The organism is Pseudomonas sp. R2-7-07 (genome assembly GCF_003852355.1).
In the GTDB taxonomy this organism is placed as follows: domain Bacteria; phylum Pseudomonadota; class Gammaproteobacteria; order Pseudomonadales; family Pseudomonadaceae; genus Aquipseudomonas.
This window is the reverse complement of sequence record NZ_CP027759.1, coordinates 81,847-99,964: the sequence shown is the minus strand read 5'-3', so window position 1 is coordinate 99,964 and position 18,118 is coordinate 81,847. Positions and strand designations below refer to the sequence as shown.

Annotated in this window: 17 protein-coding genes and 1 pseudogene; 7 read left to right on the top strand and 11 right to left on the bottom strand. The window is 60.4% G+C overall.

The genetic code is table 11. The features are described from left to right. Positions 1 to 9: 9 nt before the first annotated feature. From C4J86_RS00485 to C4J86_RS00470, 4 genes are read left to right on the top strand one after another with little or no spacing between them, the layout of a single operon-like run. Entirely contained in the window at positions 10 to 1,158 is a 1,149-nt protein-coding gene (locus C4J86_RS00485) for an ABC transporter permease (protein ID WP_124369098.1), read from the top strand. After that, positions 1,155 to 1,958, top strand: coding sequence for an ABC transporter ATP-binding protein (locus C4J86_RS00480; RefSeq protein WP_124369097.1), 804 nt, complete (start codon positions 1,155 to 1,157; stop codon positions 1,956 to 1,958). The genes C4J86_RS00485 and C4J86_RS00480 overlap by 4 nt, the downstream gene beginning before the upstream one ends. A gap of 1 nt (position 1,959) precedes the next feature. Then, complete coding sequence (locus tag C4J86_RS00475; protein WP_124369096.1) at positions 1,960 to 2,898, top strand: MlaD family protein; 939 nt, start codon at positions 1,960 to 1,962, stop codon at positions 2,896 to 2,898. Next, positions 2,895 to 3,506 (top strand): ABC-type transport auxiliary lipoprotein family protein, encoded by a 612-nt coding sequence (locus C4J86_RS00470; protein ID WP_124369095.1) that lies wholly within the window; start codon positions 2,895 to 2,897, stop codon positions 3,504 to 3,506. Before C4J86_RS00475 ends, C4J86_RS00470 begins: the two co-directional genes overlap by 4 nt. Before the next feature lie 93 nt (positions 3,507 to 3,599). On the opposite strand, the gene C4J86_RS00465 is transcribed toward C4J86_RS00470, so the two are convergent. From C4J86_RS00465 to C4J86_RS00445, 5 genes are all read right to left on the bottom strand, one after another. Then, positions 3,600 to 4,829, bottom strand: coding sequence for a nucleoside recognition domain-containing protein (locus C4J86_RS00465; protein ID WP_124369094.1), 1,230 nt, complete (start codon positions 4,827 to 4,829; stop codon positions 3,600 to 3,602). Between the two features lie 98 nt (positions 4,830 to 4,927). Beyond that, complete coding sequence (gene gltP, locus C4J86_RS00460) at positions 4,928 to 6,259, bottom strand: glutamate/aspartate:proton symporter GltP (protein ID WP_124369093.1); 1,332 nt, start codon at positions 6,257 to 6,259, stop codon at positions 4,928 to 4,930. A 715-nt stretch (positions 6,260 to 6,974) separates the two neighbouring features. Further along, on the bottom strand, positions 6,975 to 7,442 hold the full coding sequence (locus C4J86_RS00455; RefSeq protein WP_124369092.1) for an inhibitor of vertebrate lysozyme family protein: 468 nt from the start codon (positions 7,440 to 7,442) through the stop codon (positions 6,975 to 6,977). A 2-nt stretch (positions 7,443 to 7,444) separates the two neighbouring features. After that, on the bottom strand, positions 7,445 to 7,609 hold the full coding sequence (locus tag C4J86_RS00450) for a DUF1328 domain-containing protein (protein ID WP_003170804.1): 165 nt from the start codon (positions 7,607 to 7,609) through the stop codon (positions 7,445 to 7,447). A 78-nt stretch (positions 7,610 to 7,687) separates the two neighbouring features. Beyond that, on the bottom strand, positions 7,688 to 7,972 hold the full coding sequence (locus C4J86_RS00445) for a hypothetical protein (RefSeq protein ID WP_124360653.1): 285 nt from the start codon (positions 7,970 to 7,972) through the stop codon (positions 7,688 to 7,690). Between the two features lie 400 nt (positions 7,973 to 8,372). Between C4J86_RS00445 and algB the strand changes: the two genes are divergently transcribed. Further along, on the top strand, positions 8,373 to 9,719 hold the full coding sequence (gene algB / locus C4J86_RS00440; RefSeq protein WP_124360652.1) for a sigma-54-dependent response regulator transcription factor AlgB: 1,347 nt from the start codon (positions 8,373 to 8,375) through the stop codon (positions 9,717 to 9,719). 10 nt (positions 9,720 to 9,729) lie between these two features. After that, the gene (locus C4J86_RS00435) at positions 9,730 to 11,517 is read left to right on the top strand and encodes a KinB sensor domain-containing domain (protein ID WP_124369091.1); all 1,788 of its coding nucleotides are present in this window, start codon (positions 9,730 to 9,732) and stop codon (positions 11,515 to 11,517) included. A gap of 58 nt (positions 11,518 to 11,575) precedes the next feature. On the opposite strand, the gene C4J86_RS00430 is transcribed toward C4J86_RS00435, so the two are convergent. The 6 genes and pseudogenes from C4J86_RS00430 to C4J86_RS27275 all read right to left on the bottom strand — a co-directional run. Further along, a complete protein-coding gene (locus C4J86_RS00430) occupies positions 11,576 to 12,352 on the bottom strand; it encodes an N-acetylmuramoyl-L-alanine amidase (protein ID WP_124365298.1) in 777 nt (258 codons plus the stop codon). 88 nt (positions 12,353 to 12,440) lie between these two features. After that, positions 12,441 to 14,495 carry a GGDEF domain-containing protein gene (locus C4J86_RS00425; protein WP_124369090.1) on the bottom strand — a complete coding sequence of 685 codons (2,055 nt, stop codon included), beginning with the start codon at positions 14,493 to 14,495 and terminating at the stop codon, positions 12,441 to 12,443. Continuing rightward, the gene (locus tag C4J86_RS00420; RefSeq protein ID WP_124360648.1) at positions 14,492 to 15,370 is read right to left on the bottom strand and encodes an endonuclease/exonuclease/phosphatase family protein; all 879 of its coding nucleotides are present in this window, start codon (positions 15,368 to 15,370) and stop codon (positions 14,492 to 14,494) included. The genes C4J86_RS00425 and C4J86_RS00420 overlap by 4 nt, the downstream gene beginning before the upstream one ends. A 10-nt stretch (positions 15,371 to 15,380) precedes the next feature. Continuing rightward, entirely contained in the window at positions 15,381 to 16,016 is a 636-nt protein-coding gene (dsbA, locus tag C4J86_RS00415; RefSeq protein WP_124369089.1) for a thiol:disulfide interchange protein DsbA, read from the bottom strand. Between the two features lie 168 nt (positions 16,017 to 16,184). Next, on the bottom strand, positions 16,185 to 16,796 hold the full coding sequence (locus tag C4J86_RS00410; RefSeq protein WP_124369088.1) for a cytochrome c: 612 nt from the start codon (positions 16,794 to 16,796) through the stop codon (positions 16,185 to 16,187). Positions 16,797 to 16,829: 33 nt separating this feature from the next. Then, positions 16,830 to 16,946, bottom strand: a pseudogene (locus tag C4J86_RS27275) (cytochrome c5 family protein); the annotation flags it as partial. Between the two features lie 296 nt (positions 16,947 to 17,242). Between C4J86_RS27275 and yihA the strand changes: the two are divergent. After that, a complete protein-coding gene (yihA, locus tag C4J86_RS00400) occupies positions 17,243 to 17,884 on the top strand; it encodes a ribosome biogenesis GTP-binding protein YihA/YsxC (RefSeq protein ID WP_124360645.1) in 642 nt (213 codons plus the stop codon). Positions 17,885 to 18,118: the final 234 nt, after the last annotated feature.

The following is an 18,118-nucleotide window of genomic DNA, read 5'->3' as shown; positions in this document are numbered from 1 at the left end:
TCGGAGCTTATGACCACTCGCACGACAGCCGGCGCAGCCCAACTCGATACGTCCAGCACACCGCCGCTGCTGCGGATTACCGGTGACTGGACGCTTGCTCACTACGCAAACCTGAAGAAGTTGTCGGCCACCCTCGACGGCCGATACGACGCCGGCGCACGCATCGACCTTAACGGCCTCGGCGCCCTGGATACCGCCGGTGCTTCGCTGCTGGTGGAGCTGCTGGGCCCCGACCGCATCGAACACTCCGCCGAGCAGACTGATTGCAGCCTGTCCGCCGCCGACCGGGCGCTGCTCAAGACGGTCTACCGCTCGCTGAATGATTTTTGCGTACCGCTCAAAGAGCCGGAAGAAAGCACCGGCATCCAAGTGCTGGCGCGCATCGGCCGCGCCGTGGACACCGTCTGGCAAGACGGGATGAAACTGCTGGGCTTCATCGGCCTGATCCTCGAAACCTTCGTGCGCGGCATCTTGCGGCCCAAGCGCTGGCGCTTGACGCCGATGGTGGCGCATATCGAACAGACCGGCCTCGACGCCGCGCCGATCGTCGCGCTGCTGACCTTCTTGGTCGGCGCCGTCGTGGCCTTCCTCGGCGCCACCGTGCTCAAGAGCTTTGGCGCGACGGTATTCACCGTGGACCTGGTAGCGTTCTCTTTCCTACGCGAATTCGGCGTATTGCTCACCGCCATCCTGATCGCCGGCCGCACGGCCAGTGCCTTTACTGCACAGATCGGCTCGATGAAGGCCAACGAAGAAATCGACGCGATCCGCACCCTGGGCCTGGACCCCATGGAGCTGCTGGTGCTGCCACGGGTGTTGGCGCTGCTGGTGGCGCTGCCGATGCTGACCTTTCTGGCGATGCTTTCAGGGATCGTCGGCGGCGGTGTGGTGTGTGCGGTGGCCCTGGATATTTCGCCGGCGATGTTTCTGTCGCTGCTGCAATCGGACATCGGCGTGCAGCATTTCCTGGTGGGCATGGTGAAAGCGCCGATTTTCGCGTTCCTGATCGCCGCAATTGGTTGCCTGGAAGGGTTCAAGGTCAGCGGCAGTGCCGAGTCCGTCGGCGCGCATACCACCTCCAGCGTGGTGCAATCGATTTTCGTGGTGATCGTGCTGGACGCGGTCGCTGCCATGTTTTTCATGGAGATGGGCTGGTGAGTCGTCTGCATCGAGCGCCCACTGAGGCGGTGATTGAGGTACGCGGCCTGTGCAACCGCTTTGGCAGCCAGAGCGTGCACGAAAACCTCGACCTGGATTTGTACAAGGGTGAAATCCTGGCGGTGGTCGGCGGCTCTGGCAGCGGCAAGTCGGTGTTGCTGCGCAGCATCGTCGGCCTGCGCCGGCCCAGCGAGGGGCAAGTTCGGGTGTTCGGCAAGAACCTGCCGAGCTTGCCCGAGAATGAACGCTCATTGGTGGAACGGCGCTTCGGCGTGCTGTTCCAGAAGGGCGCGTTGTTTTCTTCGCTGACCGTCACCGAGAACGTCGCCCTGCCGTTGATCGAGCACGCCGGGCTCAGCCGCGCCGATGCCGAGCATTTGGCGGCAGTCAAGCTGGCCCTGGCCGGGCTGCCGCTGTCGGCGGCCGACAAATACCCGGCGTCGCTGTCCGGCGGCATGATAAAGCGCGCCGCCCTGGCGCGCGCGCTGGCCCTGGACCCGGACATCCTGTTTCTCGACGAACCCACCGCCGGCCTCGACCCGATTGGCGCGGCGCAATTCGACCAACTGATCCTGACCCTGCGCGATGCGCTGGGCTTGAGTGTGTTCCTGGTGACCCACGACCTCGACACGCTGTACACCATCACCGACCGCGTGGCGGTGCTGGCGCAGAAGAAAGTGCTGGTGGCCGATGCCATCGATGTCGTCTCGGAAACCGACGACGCCTGGATTCACGAATATTTCCACGGCCCCCGAGGCCGCGCGGCATTGGATGCCGCTCAATCGCTCAACGAGGTATGACATGGAAACCCGAGCCCATCACGTGATGATCGGATTGTTCAGCGTAATTGTGGTGGTCGGCGCGATGCTGTTCGGCCTGTGGCTGGCCAAATCCAGCGTCGACAGTGCCTTCCGCGATTACGAGGTGGTGTTCAACGAAGCGGTCAGCGGCCTGTCCCAGGGCAGTTCGGTGCAGTACAGCGGGATCAAGGTGGGCGATGTCACCAGCCTGCGCCTGGACCCCAAGGACCCGCGCCGCGTGCTGGCGCGCATCCGCCTGGCCGGGCAAACGCCGATCAAGGAAGACACCCAGGCCAAGCTGGCTCTGACCGGCATCACCGGCACCTCGATCATCCAGCTCAGCGGCGGCACCCCGCAAAGCCCGGAACTCAAGGGCAAGGATGGCAACCTGCCAGAAATCATCGCGTCGCCATCGCCCATCGCACGCCTGCTCAATAACAGTAACGACCTGATGACCAGCATCAACCTGCTGCTGCATAACGCCAACCAGCTGTTCTCCCGGGAAAACGTCGAACGCTTGAGCACGACCCTGGACAACCTGCAGCAAACCACTGGCGCCATCGCCGACCAGCGCGGCGACATCAAAGTGGTGATGCAGCAATTGCTGCAAGTGAGCAAACAGGCCGGCGGTGCGCTGGAACAGACCACCGTATTGATGCGCAACGCCAACGGCTTGCTCAATGATCAAGGCAAGCAAGCCTTCGGCAGCGCGGAGCAGGCGATGAAGTCTCTTGAGCAAAGCACCGCCACCCTCAACACGTTGCTGGCCAACAACAAGGACTCGGTGAACAGCGGCCTGCAGGGCCTCAATGAGCTGGCACCGGCCGTGCGCGAACTGCGCGAAACCCTCGGTTCGTTGCGCGCCATCTCGCGCCGCCTCGAAGCCAACCCCAGCGGTTACCTGCTGGGCAGTGACAAGAACAAGGAGTTCACGCCATGAAGCGTGCTTACCGAATGATCGCCCCGGCAGCCTTCGCGCTGATAAGCGCGTGCTCGATCCTGCCCAAGCCGGACCCGTCCGACGTGTACCGCCTGGCTTCGGCCCAGCCCGTCAGCCAAGGCGCGCCAGTAAGCTGGTCACTGCGCGTGACCAAGCCGCAGACCAGCGAATTTCTCGACAGCCCGCGCATTGCGGTGGTGCCCAATGGCGATTTGATCAGCAGCTATGCGAACGCGCGCTGGAGCGATCCGGCGCCGGTGCTGTTGCGTAATCGCCTGCTGGACGGCTTCCAGCGTGACGGCCGGGTGACGCTGTTGAGTACCGACGAAACCAACCTGCAAGCCGACTATGAGCTCGGCGGCCAGTTGCAGGCGTTTCAGAGTGAATATCACGGCAAGGCCGTGGACGTGGTGATTCGCCTGGATGCGCGGCTGGTACGCGGCAGTGATCAGCGGATCATTGCCAGTCGGCGGTTTGAGGTGAGGCAGAAGGTAGGGGATACCAAGGTCCCGGCGGTGGTGGCTGCTTTTGGGCAAGCCGGGGATCAACTGAATAAGCAGGTAGTGGATTGGGTTGTGCAGCAGGGCAACGGTGCTGTGAAACGCTGAAGGCCTCATCGGGGGCAAGCCCCCTCCCACATGTTGATCTGTGAATACTTTCAAATGTGGGAGGGGGCTTGCTCCCGATAGCGGTCCCGAGTGTCAACCAAAGAACCAGTAGCACACCGCAATAGCTGCCACCACCCCGGCAAACTCCGCCAACAACGCACACCCCACCGCATGCCGCGCGCGCTGGATACCCACCGACCCGAAGTACACCGCCAACACATAAAAAGTGGTCTCGGTACTGCCCTGGACCGTCGCCGCCACCAACGCCGGGAAGCTGTCCACACCCTGGGTCTGCATGGTCTCGATCAGCATCGCCCGCGCCGCGCTGCCGGAGAACGGCTTTACCATCGCGGTCGGCAGCGCGTCGACAAAGCGGGTGTCCATGCCGGTCCAGGCCACCAGGTGGCGAATCCCTTCCAGGCCGAAGTCCAGCGCGCCGGACGCACGTAACACACCCACCGCACAGAGCATCGCCACCAGATAGGGCAACAGGTTCTTGGCAACGTCGAAGCCTTCCTTGGCGCCTTCGACAAAGGCCTCATACACCTTGACCTTGCGTAACGCGCCGATCACCAGGAACAGCATGATCAAGCCAAACAGCGTGAGGTTGCCAAGGATCGACGACAAGCCGGCCAGTGCGGTTGCGGACAAGGTCGCCAGCAGCGCCATGAAGCCACCCAGGACCAACGCGCCGGGAATCAGATAGGCCAGCACGACCGGGTCCCACAAGCGCAGGCGCTGCATCACCGCTACCGACAGCAGGCCGACCAGGGTCGACGCGCTGGTGGCCAGCAGGATCGGCAGGAACACCAGCGTCGGGTCGGCAGCGCCTTGCTGGGCGCGGTACATGAAGATGGTCACCGGCAACAGGGTCAGCGAGGACGCATTAAGCACCAGAAACAGGATCTGTGCGTTGCTTGCCGTGTTGGGGATAGGGTTGAGTTCCTGCAGCGCCTTCATGGCTTTCAGGCCGATAGGCGTGGCGGCGTTGTCCAGGCCCAGGCCGTTGGCGGCGAAGTTGAGGGTGATCAGGCCGATGGCTGGGTGGCCGGCGGGCACTTCCGGCATCAGGCGGCGAAACAGCGGGCCCAGGGCCTTGGCCAGCCAATCGACGATCCCGGCTTTTTCGGCGATACGCAGAAAGCCCAGCCACAGCGTCAGGGTGCCGAACAGCAGCACCATGACCTCTACCGACAATTTGGCCATGGCGAAAATACTTTCCACCATCGCCGCGAAAATCCCGGCGTTACCGCCCACCAGCCATTGCGCAAGTGCTGACACCATTGCCACGACAAAGAAGCCAAGCCACAGGCCATTGAGCATCAGTTAAATCCCCCGAAAGTTGGGGCGAATGATAGCGGGGCTGGCAGAAACGACAAACCCCGGAATTATCCGGGGTTTGTGTCAGCGCAATCGCGCGATCAGCCGCGCGTGATCTCGCCGGCCGGCAGCGCTTCTTTGCTGCGCCAGTGCGGCAGCGAATTCCAGTAGCGCTCGCCCTTGGCATCGTCGTACATACCTTCCCAGCGCGAGATAACCAGCACGGCCAAAGCGTTGCCGATCACGTTCAGCGCGGTACGCGCCATGTCCATCACACGGTCGACGCCTGCGATAAACGCCAGGCCTTCCAATGGGATGCCCACACTGCCCAGGGTCGCCAGCAACACAACGAAGGACACACCCGGCACACCGGCAATACCTTTGGAGGTGACCATCAGGGTCAGGACCAGCATCAGTTGCTGGCCGATCGACAGGTCGATGCCGTACAGCTGCGCGATGAAGATTGCAGCGATGCTCTGGTACAGGGTCGAACCGTCGAGGTTGAACGAGTAACCCGTCGGTACCACGAAGCTGCAGATCGCCTTCGGCGCGCCGTAGGCTTCCATCTTCTCGATCACGCGCGGCAGCACGGTTTCGGAGCTGGCGGTGGAGTAGGCCAGCACCAGCTCGTCCTTGAAGATGCGCATCAGCTTAAGGATCGAGAAACCAAACAGGCGCGCGATCATGCCCAGCACCGCAAACGCGAAGAACAGAATCGCGACGTACACCAGGATCACCAGCTTGGCCAACGGCAGCAGCGAGGCGAAGCCGAAGTTGGCGACCGTTACCGCGATCAGGGCAAATACACCGATAGGGGCGTACTTCATGATCATGTGAGTGACTTTGAACATGCTCTCGGACACGCCCTGGAACATGGTCACCAACGGCTCGCGCAGCTCCGGCTTGAGGCTCGACAAGCCCAGGCCGAACAGCACGGAGAAGAAAATGATCGGCAGCATCTCGCCGCGCGCAACGGCAGCGAAGATGTTCGACGGGATCAGGTTGAGAATGGTCTCGATGAACGCATGCTCATGCTGCACCTCGGCGGCGGTTGCCTGGTACTTGGAGATGTCGACGGTACCCAGGGTACTCATGTCGATGCCCGCGCCCGGATGGAACACGTTGGCCAGCAACAGGCCGACCACAATGGCGATGGTGGTGACGACTTCAAAGTAGAGGATGGTTTTGACACCGATGCGACCGAGCTTTTTCGCGTCACCAACGCCGGCAATGCCCACGATCAGCGAGGAAATCACGATTGGGATGACGATCATCTTAATCAGGCGGATAAAGATATCGCCCGCCGGCTGCAGCACGTTGCTGATCCACCAGGCCTTTTCAGCATTGAAATGGTTGAGCACTGCGCCGATCGCGATCCCCAGTACCAAACCGATGAGGATCTGCCAGGCGAGGCTTAGCTTTGCCTTCTTCATGTCATTACCCTTACTTCAAGTGAACTTAAGGCAAATGCGCCAGCTGGACCGCTCGAAAGCGAAAAAGTGTGTGCATCTGCCTCCATGGAAGGTCACCGCAGCGTGGCCGAAATGGCTTACTGGCAGGCGAAAAAAGCCGCAACTATTCCCATGCAAGGGAGCGACGTCTAATGCCGTAAACGCCTACCCTATGCCGAATCGGCATGGTCATTATTGAAAATAATTGTCTGAACGGTCAGTTCGAATCCGCCATTCAAGCGGGTGAACCTGCCGTGAAGCTGCCAATTCCGGTATGCACAGAGATACCGGATGGCTAGAGGCGTTTGCTGAAAATGCTTGGAAAATCCGCAGCCTGGCGTAAGAAACAGCCTATAGCGTCAGCAAAGTTTTCTCGATAGATGGTCGCGCCGACACACAAGGTAATGGTTGGCGGGAGGAAAAACGATGAATGTCAGCTATGGGCGGCATGAAGGACGAGCGATGAACAGCATAAGCCCGCCGCAAGTTCAGCAAGCTTGAGGACTTGTGAACTTGCGTCGCAGCTTTTCGCCTGACCCGGCCCTTGCGCAGGCACTCCCTGTACCCGTAGGTCGCGCCGATCCTGATCGATCAGAGCAACCCGGCCCCCTGGTCATGCATCGCCCTTGACACGCGATGCAAACAGAAAGAAGCGAACGGGCTTCTTTCTATGGACGCCGGCTCCGTGAGACGGAACCTAGTACCAATTCGGATCTTTCTTCAGCTGCTCCATCAGCAGCTTCTTCATGCCTTCGTCCGGCTTACCGAGAAAACGGTAATCGGCGTGGCGTGTTGGGGACTTGTCCGCCGGCAGGCCGGCCGGGACTTCCACCAACATCGCGTAGGCATCTTCCTTATCGAGGCTGAAGGCGACGATCAGGCGCTTGTTCAGGCAGGTATCTGCCGTTTCACACAGCGGCCCTACCAGATACTTGTCGCCATCCTCTTCGACAGCGTTCATCTGCTCAGCCGTACCCGACAGGTTCATCACCCATTCCGGCAGGCGCTCTTCTTTCTTCACTACGCCTTGCCAGGTTTCACGGTACTGCGCATCCGTGCTGAGCAATTCGTTGGCCCGGGATTGGCCGTCGTTGGCGGCCATCACCAGGCCACTGCCGCTCAACAGCACGGCAGCAGCAATGGCTTTGAGGGACAAAGTGGTCATATTCAGCCTCGGCCGCGACGACCAAAGAAGAACGAAGCGATGAACATCACCAGGAAAACCACGAACAGAATCTTGGCGATACCCGTGGCGGTGCCCGCGATACCACCGAAGCCCAGGACTGCAGCCACAATGGCGATGATCAGAAATGTGATTGCCCAACTCAACATGGTGATTCTCCTTAAGCTTTCATAGAGGTAACAGCAGTGATGCCATGCGGCCGCTCGGCATGAGCGACGTTTTGTTGCTTAGAACACCCAGCGTTCCTGGACCGGCAGCTCGCTCAGGGTGGAATCCTGGTCTGCCACTCTCAGTTGCGGGGCGGTTACATCGACAGCCGTGCTGGCGACGGAACGGAAGTGGGTCTGGGTCATGACGGGACGCTCGAACTGCGCAGTCGGCTGCTGACTCTGCTGCCAATGCTGCATCTGCTGGCCGGCGATCAGCGTGACCATCAACGCCAGGCTGGCGAACAGGCCTTGCTGCAGATGCAGTGGCGATACACGCAATTGGCTTAGGCTTTGGCGAGTCATACTGCTTTCTCCCGCATTCTGATTATTCGTTCATGACGCTCTATGCATTACCTATTGCAGAGCGCATGCCAGGTTTATTACAAAATAAAACCCTTTAAAATCAATAAGATATGAATTATTTAAACGCACGCCCCACAGCATCCTGCACGATGCCCCCTGTAGGGCCGTGCGAAATGCACGATGGCCAGTGGTCGGGTCGAAGGAGCGAAAGTAGCTGCAGGATTGCCGAAGCGGCGAGAAGATATGAAAACGCCACTAGCGCGGGGCTTTAGCGGGGCGCGTAGGAAGGTATGCAGATAGCTGCGCGACGTTGCCTTTTATCGATCAGAATAAACCATGCAACTTGCCCGATTATTCCGGGACTAAACACCAACATTCATAGTTAAGGAGCGCGGGACAGATGGAATCAGCCAAGGAACTTCAAGGCCGCATTCTTTTAGTGGATGACGAGTCCGCGATCCTCCGTACCTTTCGTTATTGCCTGGAAGATGAAGGCTACACCGTTGCCACCGCCAACAGCGCGGCCCAAGCCGATGCCTTGATGCAACGCCAAGTGTTCGATCTGTGCTTCCTCGATTTGCGCCTGGGCGAAGACAATGGCCTGGATGTATTGGCCCAGATGCGTGTCCAGGCGCCATGGATGCGTGTCGTGATCGTGACGGCCCACTCCGCCGTGGACACTGCGGTAGACGCCATTCAAGCCGGCGCCGCCGATTACCTGGTCAAACCCTGCAGCCCGGACCAGTTGCGCCTGGCCACCGCCAAGCAATTGGAAGTGCGCCAGCTGTCGGCACGCCTGGAAGCGCTGGAAGGCGCGGTACGCCAATCCAAGGACGGTCTCGACTCCCACAGCCCGGCCATGATGGTGGTACTGGAAACCGCACGCCAAGTGGCAGGGACCGACGCCAATATTTTGATTCTCGGCGAGTCGGGCACCGGTAAAGGCGAGTTGGCGCGGGCCATTCACGGCTGGAGCAAACGCTCGAAGAAATCCTGCGTAACCATCAACTGCCCCTCGTTGACCGCAGAACTGATGGAAAGCGAATTGTTCGGCCACAGCCGCGGCGCCTTTACCGGTGCCAGCGAAAGCACGTTGGGCCGCGTTAACCAGGCGGACGGCGGCACCTTGTTTCTTGACGAGATCGGCGATTTTCCGCTCACCTTGCAGCCAAAACTGCTGCGTTTCATTCAGGACAAGGAATACGAGCGTGTCGGCGACCCGGTTACCCGTCGCGCTGACGTGCGCATCCTCGCCGCCACCAACCTCAACCTGGAAGACATGGTGCGCGACGGCCGCTTCCGTGAAGACCTGCTGTATCGCCTCAACGTCATCACCCTCCACCTGCCGCCGCTACGCGAACGCAGTGAAGACATCCTCGCCCTGGCCGACCGGTTCCTGGCGCGCTTCGTCAAGGAGTATGCCCGCCCGGCTCGCGGCTTCAGCGATCAGGCACGCGAAGCACTGCTCAACTACCGTTGGCCCGGCAACATCCGGGAGCTGCGCAACGTGGTGGAACGCGCCAGCATCATCTGCCCTCAGGAAAAGGTCGAGATCAGCCACCTTGGCATGGCCGAGCAACCGACCAACAACGCACCGCGCATTGGTGCGGCACTGAGCCTGGACGAGCTGGAGAAAGCCCATATCGGCGCCGTCCTCGCCACCAGCGATACGCTGGACCAGGCCGCTCGCACCCTTGGCATCGATGCGTCGACGCTGTATCGCAAACGTAAACAGTACAACCTATGAGCTGTACCTCATGAAGCTCGCGATGAAACTGCGTACTCGACTATTTCTGAGCATCTCAGCGCTGATCACCGTGGCCCTGCTGGGGCTGGTCCTGGGCCTGGTCAGCGTGATGCAGATGGCCAAGACCCAGGAATCGTTGATTCGCAGCAACTTCGTCACCCTGGAGCTGGGTCTCAAGTTGCGCCAGAGCTTGGGCGATCAACTGATGATGATGCTCGAAAAGCGCCCTGATCCGACTGCCCTGCAAGCTTCCAAGCAGCAATACTTCGACCTGCTGGACCAGGGCATCGCCCATGAACAGCGTGACGGACTGACCCACGGTTTCAGTCAGGCACGCGACGACTACCAGCACCTGCTGCAGGCATTTGACGAATTCCAGCAGAACCCACCTGTACCGGGCAGCAAGGAAAAGCTCACTGAAACCTTCAATACCCTGCGCAATGGGCTAATCGTTCACCACAAACAGGCGCTGGAAAATATCAGCACGAGCGAGCACAGATCCCGCGAACGGGCGCTGTTGATTGCCAGCTTACTGGGGCTGGTAGGCCTTGCGGTGCTGATCATCGGTTTTGTGACCGCGCATGGCATTGCCCGGCGATTCGGCGGGCCAATCGAAGCGCTGGCCAAGGCTGCCGACAAAATCGGGCAAGGCGATTTCGAAGTGACATTGCCGATATCGTCGGCGGCGGAAATGAACCAGCTGACCCGTCGCTTCGGCATCATGGCCGAGGCATTGCGCCAACATCAGGCCACCAATGTCGATGAGCTGCTCGCCGGCCAGCAGCGCTTGCAAGCAGTACTCGACAGCATTGACGACGGCTTGCTGATGATTGATCGCCAGGGCCATCTCGAGCACCTCAATCCTGTGGCGCAACGCCAGCTGGGTTGGGACGAAGAACGCCTCGGCCAGGGCCTGGGCGAAGCGCTGGGTCGTCCGGAAATGGATGAACAGCTGCACTTGGTGCTGCGCGGCGGCAACCTGGAACGGGCGCCGGAGGATCTGGAGGTAGAGGTCGAAGGCGAGCTGCGCCTGCTGACGTACAGCCTGACCCCGGTCAGCCATACACAGGGGCACATTCTGGGCGCTGTGATGGTGCTGCATGACGTCACCGAGCAGCGGGCTTTTGAACGGGTACGCAGCGAGTTCGTGTTGCGCGCCTCCCACGAGCTGCGGACACCGGTGACCGGCATGCACATGGCCTTCGGACTGTTCCGCGAACGGGCCAAGTTCCCGGCGGAATCACGCGAAGCGGACCTGCTGGATACGGTCAATGAAGAAATGCAGCGGCTGATGCAGTTGATCAACGATTTGCTCAACTTCTCGCGCTATCAGAACGGCCTGCAGAAACTCACGCTCGGGCCATGCGATGTGACTGACCTGCTAGAGCATGCCCGCGCTCGATTCGCCGAGCCGGCGGGCGCGCAAGGTATTGAACTGATGGTGGAGGTGCAATCTGACCTGCCGCGCCTGTATGCCGACCAGGCACAACTGGAGCGCGTGCTCGACAACCTGCTGGGTAACGCCATGCGACACACGGCCGAGAGAGGGCAGATTCGCTTGCAGGCTCGGCGTCATGGTGAGCGGGTAATTATCAGCGTCGAGGACAACGGCGAAGGCATTGCGTACGGCCAGCAAGGACGCATCTTCGAACCTTTCGTGCAGGTGGGGCGCAAAAAAGGCGGCGCCGGCCTGGGGCTGGCGCTGTGCAAGGAGATCGTGCAATTGCACGGCGGCCGCATGGGTGTGTACTCACGGCCGGGGCAGGGCACACAGTTCTATATGGCCTTGCCTCTGTAGGCGCGCGCTTTTGTGGCGAGGGTGCTTGCTGCCTTGCCACAAAAACTTGCCAGCCATTTCAGCGCTGGTTCAAGGCATGCAGGATCGCCGCACTTTCCGCATCCGGCGTTCCGTCAAACAGCGATGGACGGAAATGCATCTGGAACGCGGCGATTACATGACGCGTGGCCACATCCAACTCGCCGGTCTGTGGGGTCTGGTAACCCAGACGGGCCAGTTCTTGCTGGAACCAACTGATGCTTGGCAGCTGCGTGGCGTACTGCGCCTGGAATCGAGCCACCGCCTGGGCATCCGGCCAAATCCCCAGGCCTTCATCGGCCAGACGCTTCCAAGGGAACAACGGGCCAGGGTCCAGCTTGCGCAGCGGGGCGATGTCGCTGTGCCCAATGATGTTCTTGGGGGCGATCCCGTTACGCTTGCTGATGTCCTTGAGCAACACCACCAGTGATTTCACCTGAGCTTCGGAGTACGGGTACCACACCCGACCGGTCGGGGTGTCGCTATAGCCTGGGTTGACGATCTCGATGCCGATGGAGCTGGAATTGAGCCAGGTGCGCCCCATCCATTCACTTTCCCCGGCGTGCCAGGCACGCTGGCTTTCATCAACCAGCTTGTAGAGGGTGCCTGAAGCGTCATCGCCGATCAGGTAATGGCTGCTGACCTGACCATGGGTCAATAACGCCAGGGAGCGCTCAAGGTTGGCCGAGGTGTAATGCACCACAACGAACTGCACACGGTTGTCGTGGTTGACCGAAGGATGGCTGGTGTTCAGGCGCGGGCCGCTGGAGCAACCGGCGAGCACAAGAACGGCAAAAGCAATAAAGAGAGATTTCATGGCAGAAGGCATTACGCAGAGGACGATAATGCAACAGTGTAACGTAACGTCAAATCCCAGGCGGCGAAATTACAAAATGGAACATCTTTTACGCCGCCTGCACCTGGTTACGTCCCGCTGCCTTCGCCCTGTAAAGCGCCTCATCTGCGCGCTTGAGCGCCAGGTCACTGCGCTCGCCTGGTTGAAACTGCGCGACCCCCATGGATACCGTGATGGTTACCGGCACGCCCTTGAAGTGAAACGGGCAAGCCTCGATGGCCGCCCGCAACCCTTCACCCACGGCCAGGGCATCCGCCAAGGCTGAGTCGGGCATCAACAACACAAATTCTTCGCCGCCGAAGCGCGCAATAAAATCGGTCGGCCGCAGGCGCTTGCGCAGCACACTGGCAATGATCTTCAGCACTCTATCGCCGGCCAAGTGGCCGTAGCCGTCGTTGATGCGCTTGAAGTGGTCCAGGTCCAGCATGGCCAGTGACAGACTGTTGCCACGTTGATGCCAGGCATTGACCTCCTGATCCAGGCGCTCACTCCAGGCTGCGCGGTTGGGCAGGCCGGTGAGTGGATCGATCAGCGCCTTCTGGCGCTGTATTTCCAAATGCTCACGATAGCCCTGGGCTTCCTGCTCCATGTTCGCCACCCGCTCCGCCAGGCCCTGGAGGCGTGCGGCCACTTCCTGTTCGCGTTGGTCGCGCTGCTGCCGGTGTTCGTCCATAGTGCCGAGCAAGCCTTCAAGGTGGCTCTCAAGCAGGTGCTTGAGGCTGTCCAGATCGGCAGCTTCCTGCACGCTGCTTTGCAGGCCGTCCACTTGCTCGCGAATCTGCGTGTCCAACTGGCGCGCAGCAGAGCGGCTGTCGGCGTGCCCCTCGCTGGCAACCTGCAGATGGCCCTGGAACGCCTCAAGGCGTTCGTTGAGCTGTTTAAGGTAAGCCTCGAACTCATGCTGGCCGCTGTCGGTGACGGCCAACATCAGCACCGCCAAGTCATCGAGAATCGGCAGCAGTTCGTACCAGTTCAAGCCGTGGGCAAGGCGTTCGCGCATGGCTTCGGCCTGGGGCCGGTGGCGCTCGGGCAGGGAGAGGTCTTCCAGCAGGCCGAGCAAGGTGTTTTCAATGTGCTGGGCAACCGAGCTGTAGGAAGGCTCGGGCGAATCGGGCAGGGCGTAGAGGCTATCCGATTGCATTGCATCGGGATCAGGCTCTGCGGTATCCAATACGGGCGGGAGGGAAAGGCTGCCGATGAGGGTTTCTTCAGGCGTGTCGACTGAATCTTGGGGCTCTTCGATAAAGGCAGCAAGTGCGCTTTCGGGAACGGCTTCCTCAGCCGGCGCTTCAGGCGCCACCGGTTCAGGGGGTTTGTCAGGCGTGACCGCGATTGACGTTTGAGCCGGCGCTTCGAACTCAAACGTTGCGCCGGCGGGCCCTGTCTCTTTGACCGGTGCAACGGCCTCAGGCTCGGCGGCCGTCACTGTTTGCGCCAACGGTGCAAACGCGCGCAAGGCTTGTGTCAACTCTTCGGACTGGGCCGGTTCCGCAGGCTCTGGGGCAGGTTTTGGCGCATCGGATTTTGCCGCAGGGAGCACCTCGAGCTCAGGCGCAGCGGTGTCATTGGAGACCTCTTTGGCACCAAACAAGCGTTGCAACAAACCGGGCCCGGAGCGTGAGGTTTCACCCTCTGGCTCCAGGTTTTGCAGCGCCTGCTCTTGCAGGTTGCTCAACTCGCTGAGCAGCAGCGGAATTTCCCGCGCCTGCCCCACCCGAGCGTCGAGCTGTTTGGCGAAGGTCTTCAACGGGCGCGCCACCTCACGGGGCAGCGGCAGTTTCTGCAACTGCGCGACCAGGGCGGTGAGGGCGGAACTGATCTGGTCAACCCGCGTTTCGCGGCGCTGCTCGGAATCCAGCACGGCCTTTTCCAGACGCGGCAGCAGGGCAGCCAGGGCAGCGTCCATGTCGTCGGTGCGCACCACATCGCGCATTTCCTTCATGCATTGATCGACAGCGCGGTCAGTGCCTTCGGCCGCCAGCGTGCTGCGCACCAGCCCTCGGCGTAGCAGGTCGAGGCGGGCGGCCCAGCGGCGTTCGAGCTTGTCTTGTTGCTCGATGCTTTTAAGGTATTTTTCTTTCCAGCGCTGGGCGTCGTCGCTCATGCAAGAGGTCCGCGAGGGCCTGGGCTCAACGCGGGTAATGCATCAGCCGTAAGCGAACCCGGCAGACGAATCTCTACCGCGACCGGCAGGTGATCGGAAATGGGCTGCGCCAGCACCTGCACACTTTCCAGTGTGAGGCTCGGGCTGAGCAGGATATGGTCCAGACAGCGCTGCGGACGCCAGCTGGGAAACGTGGCTTCGACCTGCGGCGCCAGCAGGCCGAGGTCGCGCAGCGGGGAATTCTGCAGCAGGTCGTTGGCATGGGTGTTCATGTCACCCATCAGCACCTGGTGCTTGTAGTTGCCGATCAAGTCGCGCACGTAGGCCAACTGAAGGTTGCGCGTACGCCCGCCGAGGGCCAGGTGCATCATCACCACCACCAACGCTTCCGGCCCCTCACCAAAACGCACAAGGATCGCGCCTCGCCCTTTGGGGCCCGGCAACGGGTGATCCTCGATGACGGTCGGCTTCAAGCGGCTGAGCACGCCATTGCTGTGCTGTGCCAGACGCCCGAGGTTACGATTGAGTTGCTGGTACCAGTAGGGGAAGGCGCCGAGCTGGGCAAGGTGTTCCACCTGGTTGATGTAGCCGGAGCGCAGGCTCCCGCCGTCGGCTTCCTGCAGGGCAACCAGGTCGAAGTCGCTGAGCAGGTCGCCGATTTTTTGCAGATTGCCGGTGCGCCCTTTGTGCGGCAGCAAGTGCTGCCAGCCCCGCGTGAGGTAGTGCCGATATTTCTCGGTGCTGTTACCCACCTGGATATTGAAACTGAGCAGCCGCAGGCGGCTATCTGCCGGCAGGCCTGTGGATTCCAGATGATGTTCGTTGACCCGCGGATCATGCAGGCCTACAACGCGTTCGGTACCCCAGCGGCGCATGGCGAGCCCCTTACTTGGCTGCGCGCTCTTTGGCGATCAGCTGGTCAGCGACATTGAGCGTCTGTTCAGGGCCACCGGTACTGCCCAGGTCGAAACGGTACTTGCCGTTGACGATCAGGGTCGGTACGCCTTGCACGCCATACTTCTGCGCGAGTTCCTTGGCCTGTTTGATCTGGCCCTGGATAGCAAAGGAGTTGAAAGTGGCCAGGAACTTGTCTTTGTCGACGCCTTGGGTGGCAACGAAGTCAGCCATTTCGTCTGGCTTGGTCAGGCGCTTGCCTTCTTTCTGGATCGCGTTGAATACCGCGTTGTGGACCTTATGCTCCACACCCATGGCTTCCAGGGTCAGGAACAGTTGGCCGTGGGCATCCCATGGGCCGCCGAACATGGCCGGAATGCGCTTGAAGTTCACGTCCTTCGGCAGCTTTTCAGCCCAAGGATTGATGGTCGGCTCAAAGGCGTAGCAGTGCGGGCAACCGTACCAGAACAGCTCCACCACCTCGATCTTGCCGGGGACCGAGACCGGCACCGGGTTAGCCAGTTCGACGTAGGTTTTACCGGCTTCAAGCGGCACGTCGGCAGCTTGTGCGGTCATGCCGAAGAGACTGGCAGTGACGAGGGCGGCGCTGAGGATCAGATTACGCATGCTTTACTCCTGGACAAATACGGTCGCCTCACGCGACCTTTAGGTGTGACAGGTCTACGCGGACATGAGTTCGTTAGTGTAACGGCAGCCGCCACAAAAAAGGGCGGCCGTAGCCACCCTTTTTATGCTTGCATCGATGGATTAATCGAGCGTTAACGTTGCAGGCTGTCAGTGCAAGCCTTGGATGTAACTGGAGATTGCCGCAATGTCTTCGTCACTCAGTTTACGGGCGATGGTGCGCATGGTCATTGCGTCGCCATCGTTGGCACGGCCGGCTTCTTCTTTGCGGAAGTCGGTCAACTGCTTGGCGATGTAAGTGGCGTGCTGGCCGCTCAGGTGCGGGAAGCCTGCCGGGGCGTTGCCTGCGCCATTAGGCGAATGGCAGCCGGTACAGGCGGGCAAGCCTTTTTCCAGGTCGCCGCCACGAAACAGCTTCTCGCCACGGGCGACCAGTTTCGGATCGGCAGCTCCCACACTGCCTTTCTGACTGGCAAAATACGCGGCTATGTCGGCCATGTCCTGATCGCTGGAGTTGGCCAGCAAGCCGGTCATTTCCAACACCACGCGCTTGCCATCCTTGATGTCGTGCATCTGCTTGGTCAGGTAACGTTCACCCTGGCCGGCGAGTTTGGGGAAGTTCGGTGCCGGGCTGTTACCGTCCGGTCCATGGCAAGCACCACACACGGCGGCTTTCGCCTGCCCCGCGGCAGCGTCGCCTGCAGCATGGGCAGCACCGGTGATGCCCAAGGTCAACAGCAGACTCACGATCAGTTTGTTCATCAGCTAATCCAACTACGGCTAAGGGTTTAAGAGTTATCTACCGGGTTTACTCACCATCAACTCAATGATGGCCTGGTAATCCTCAGTACTGCAGTCCTTGCACAAACCACGCGGCGGCATTGCCTTGAAACCCCGGGTCACGCGTTGCACTGGCACGACCACGCAAACTCGGTTGTACAGCGCTTGCGGTTCCTGTGTAGCCTGGGCGCTTTAACGCGCGATCAGGACACCGAAGCGAGTCACCATCAGGTCATACATCGACCTGTTCAGGGTTTGAGAGCGTTTTGCGTTCTAATGCGCAATGAAGGTCTTTCGCTCCCGTGAACTTCGTCCTTCGCTGGGACAAAGCACACACAAAATCTGCGGCATTATATACTGGCGCTACTGAAACGGAAACGACACCGCTTGCCGCACCCTTTTTCGGCACCGCCCACATCGGAAATCTCATGCAACTCAAGAATCCCATCCTCGGCCTGTGCCAACAGTCCACCTTCATGCTCAGTGCCGCCAAAGTGGACCAATGCCCCGATGACGAAGGCTTTGAAGTCGCCTTCGCCGGCCGTTCCAACGCTGGTAAGTCCAGCGCACTGAACACCCTGACCCACGCCAGCCTGGCACGCACCTCGAAAACCCCAGGTCGCACGCAGCTGCTCAACTTCTTCAAGCTAGACGATGATCGGCGTCTGGTCGACCTGCCGGGCTACGGTTATGCAAAAGTCCCTATCCCATTGAAGCTGCACTGGCAGCGTCACCTGGAGGCTTACCTGGGTGGCCGGGAGAGTTTGAAGGGGTTGATCCTGATGATGGACATCCGTCATCCAATGACCGATTTCGACCTGTTGATGCTCGACTGGGCGGTCGCCAGCGGCATGCCAATGCATATCCTGCTGACCAAGGCCGACAAGCTGACCTACGGCGCAGCCAAGAACACCCTGCTCAAAGTGCAGACCGAGATCCGTAAGGGTTGGGGCGACGCAATCAGCATCCAACTGTTCTCCGCGCCAAAGCGCATGGGCCTCGAAGACGCCTACACTGTACTGGCCGGCTGGATGGAATTGGCGGACAAAGGCGCTGAGATCGCCGAGTAACTTTTGCGCGGGCAAAAAAAACCCCGGACTTCGTATGGGGAGGGAAGTTCGGGGTCCAAGTTCCGGACCGCTAGGGCGGGGTCCAGATATCTGCCAACACTTAACACAACATAGGAGCATTGAAGGGCTTCACCACCCATTCAGTAACTCTGAGTGACGGTTCACAGGTTAAGTTCCTGCGGGTTCAAAAAACTCTTGGAAATAACTGACGGCAGTTTCCGATCTAAAGCGCCG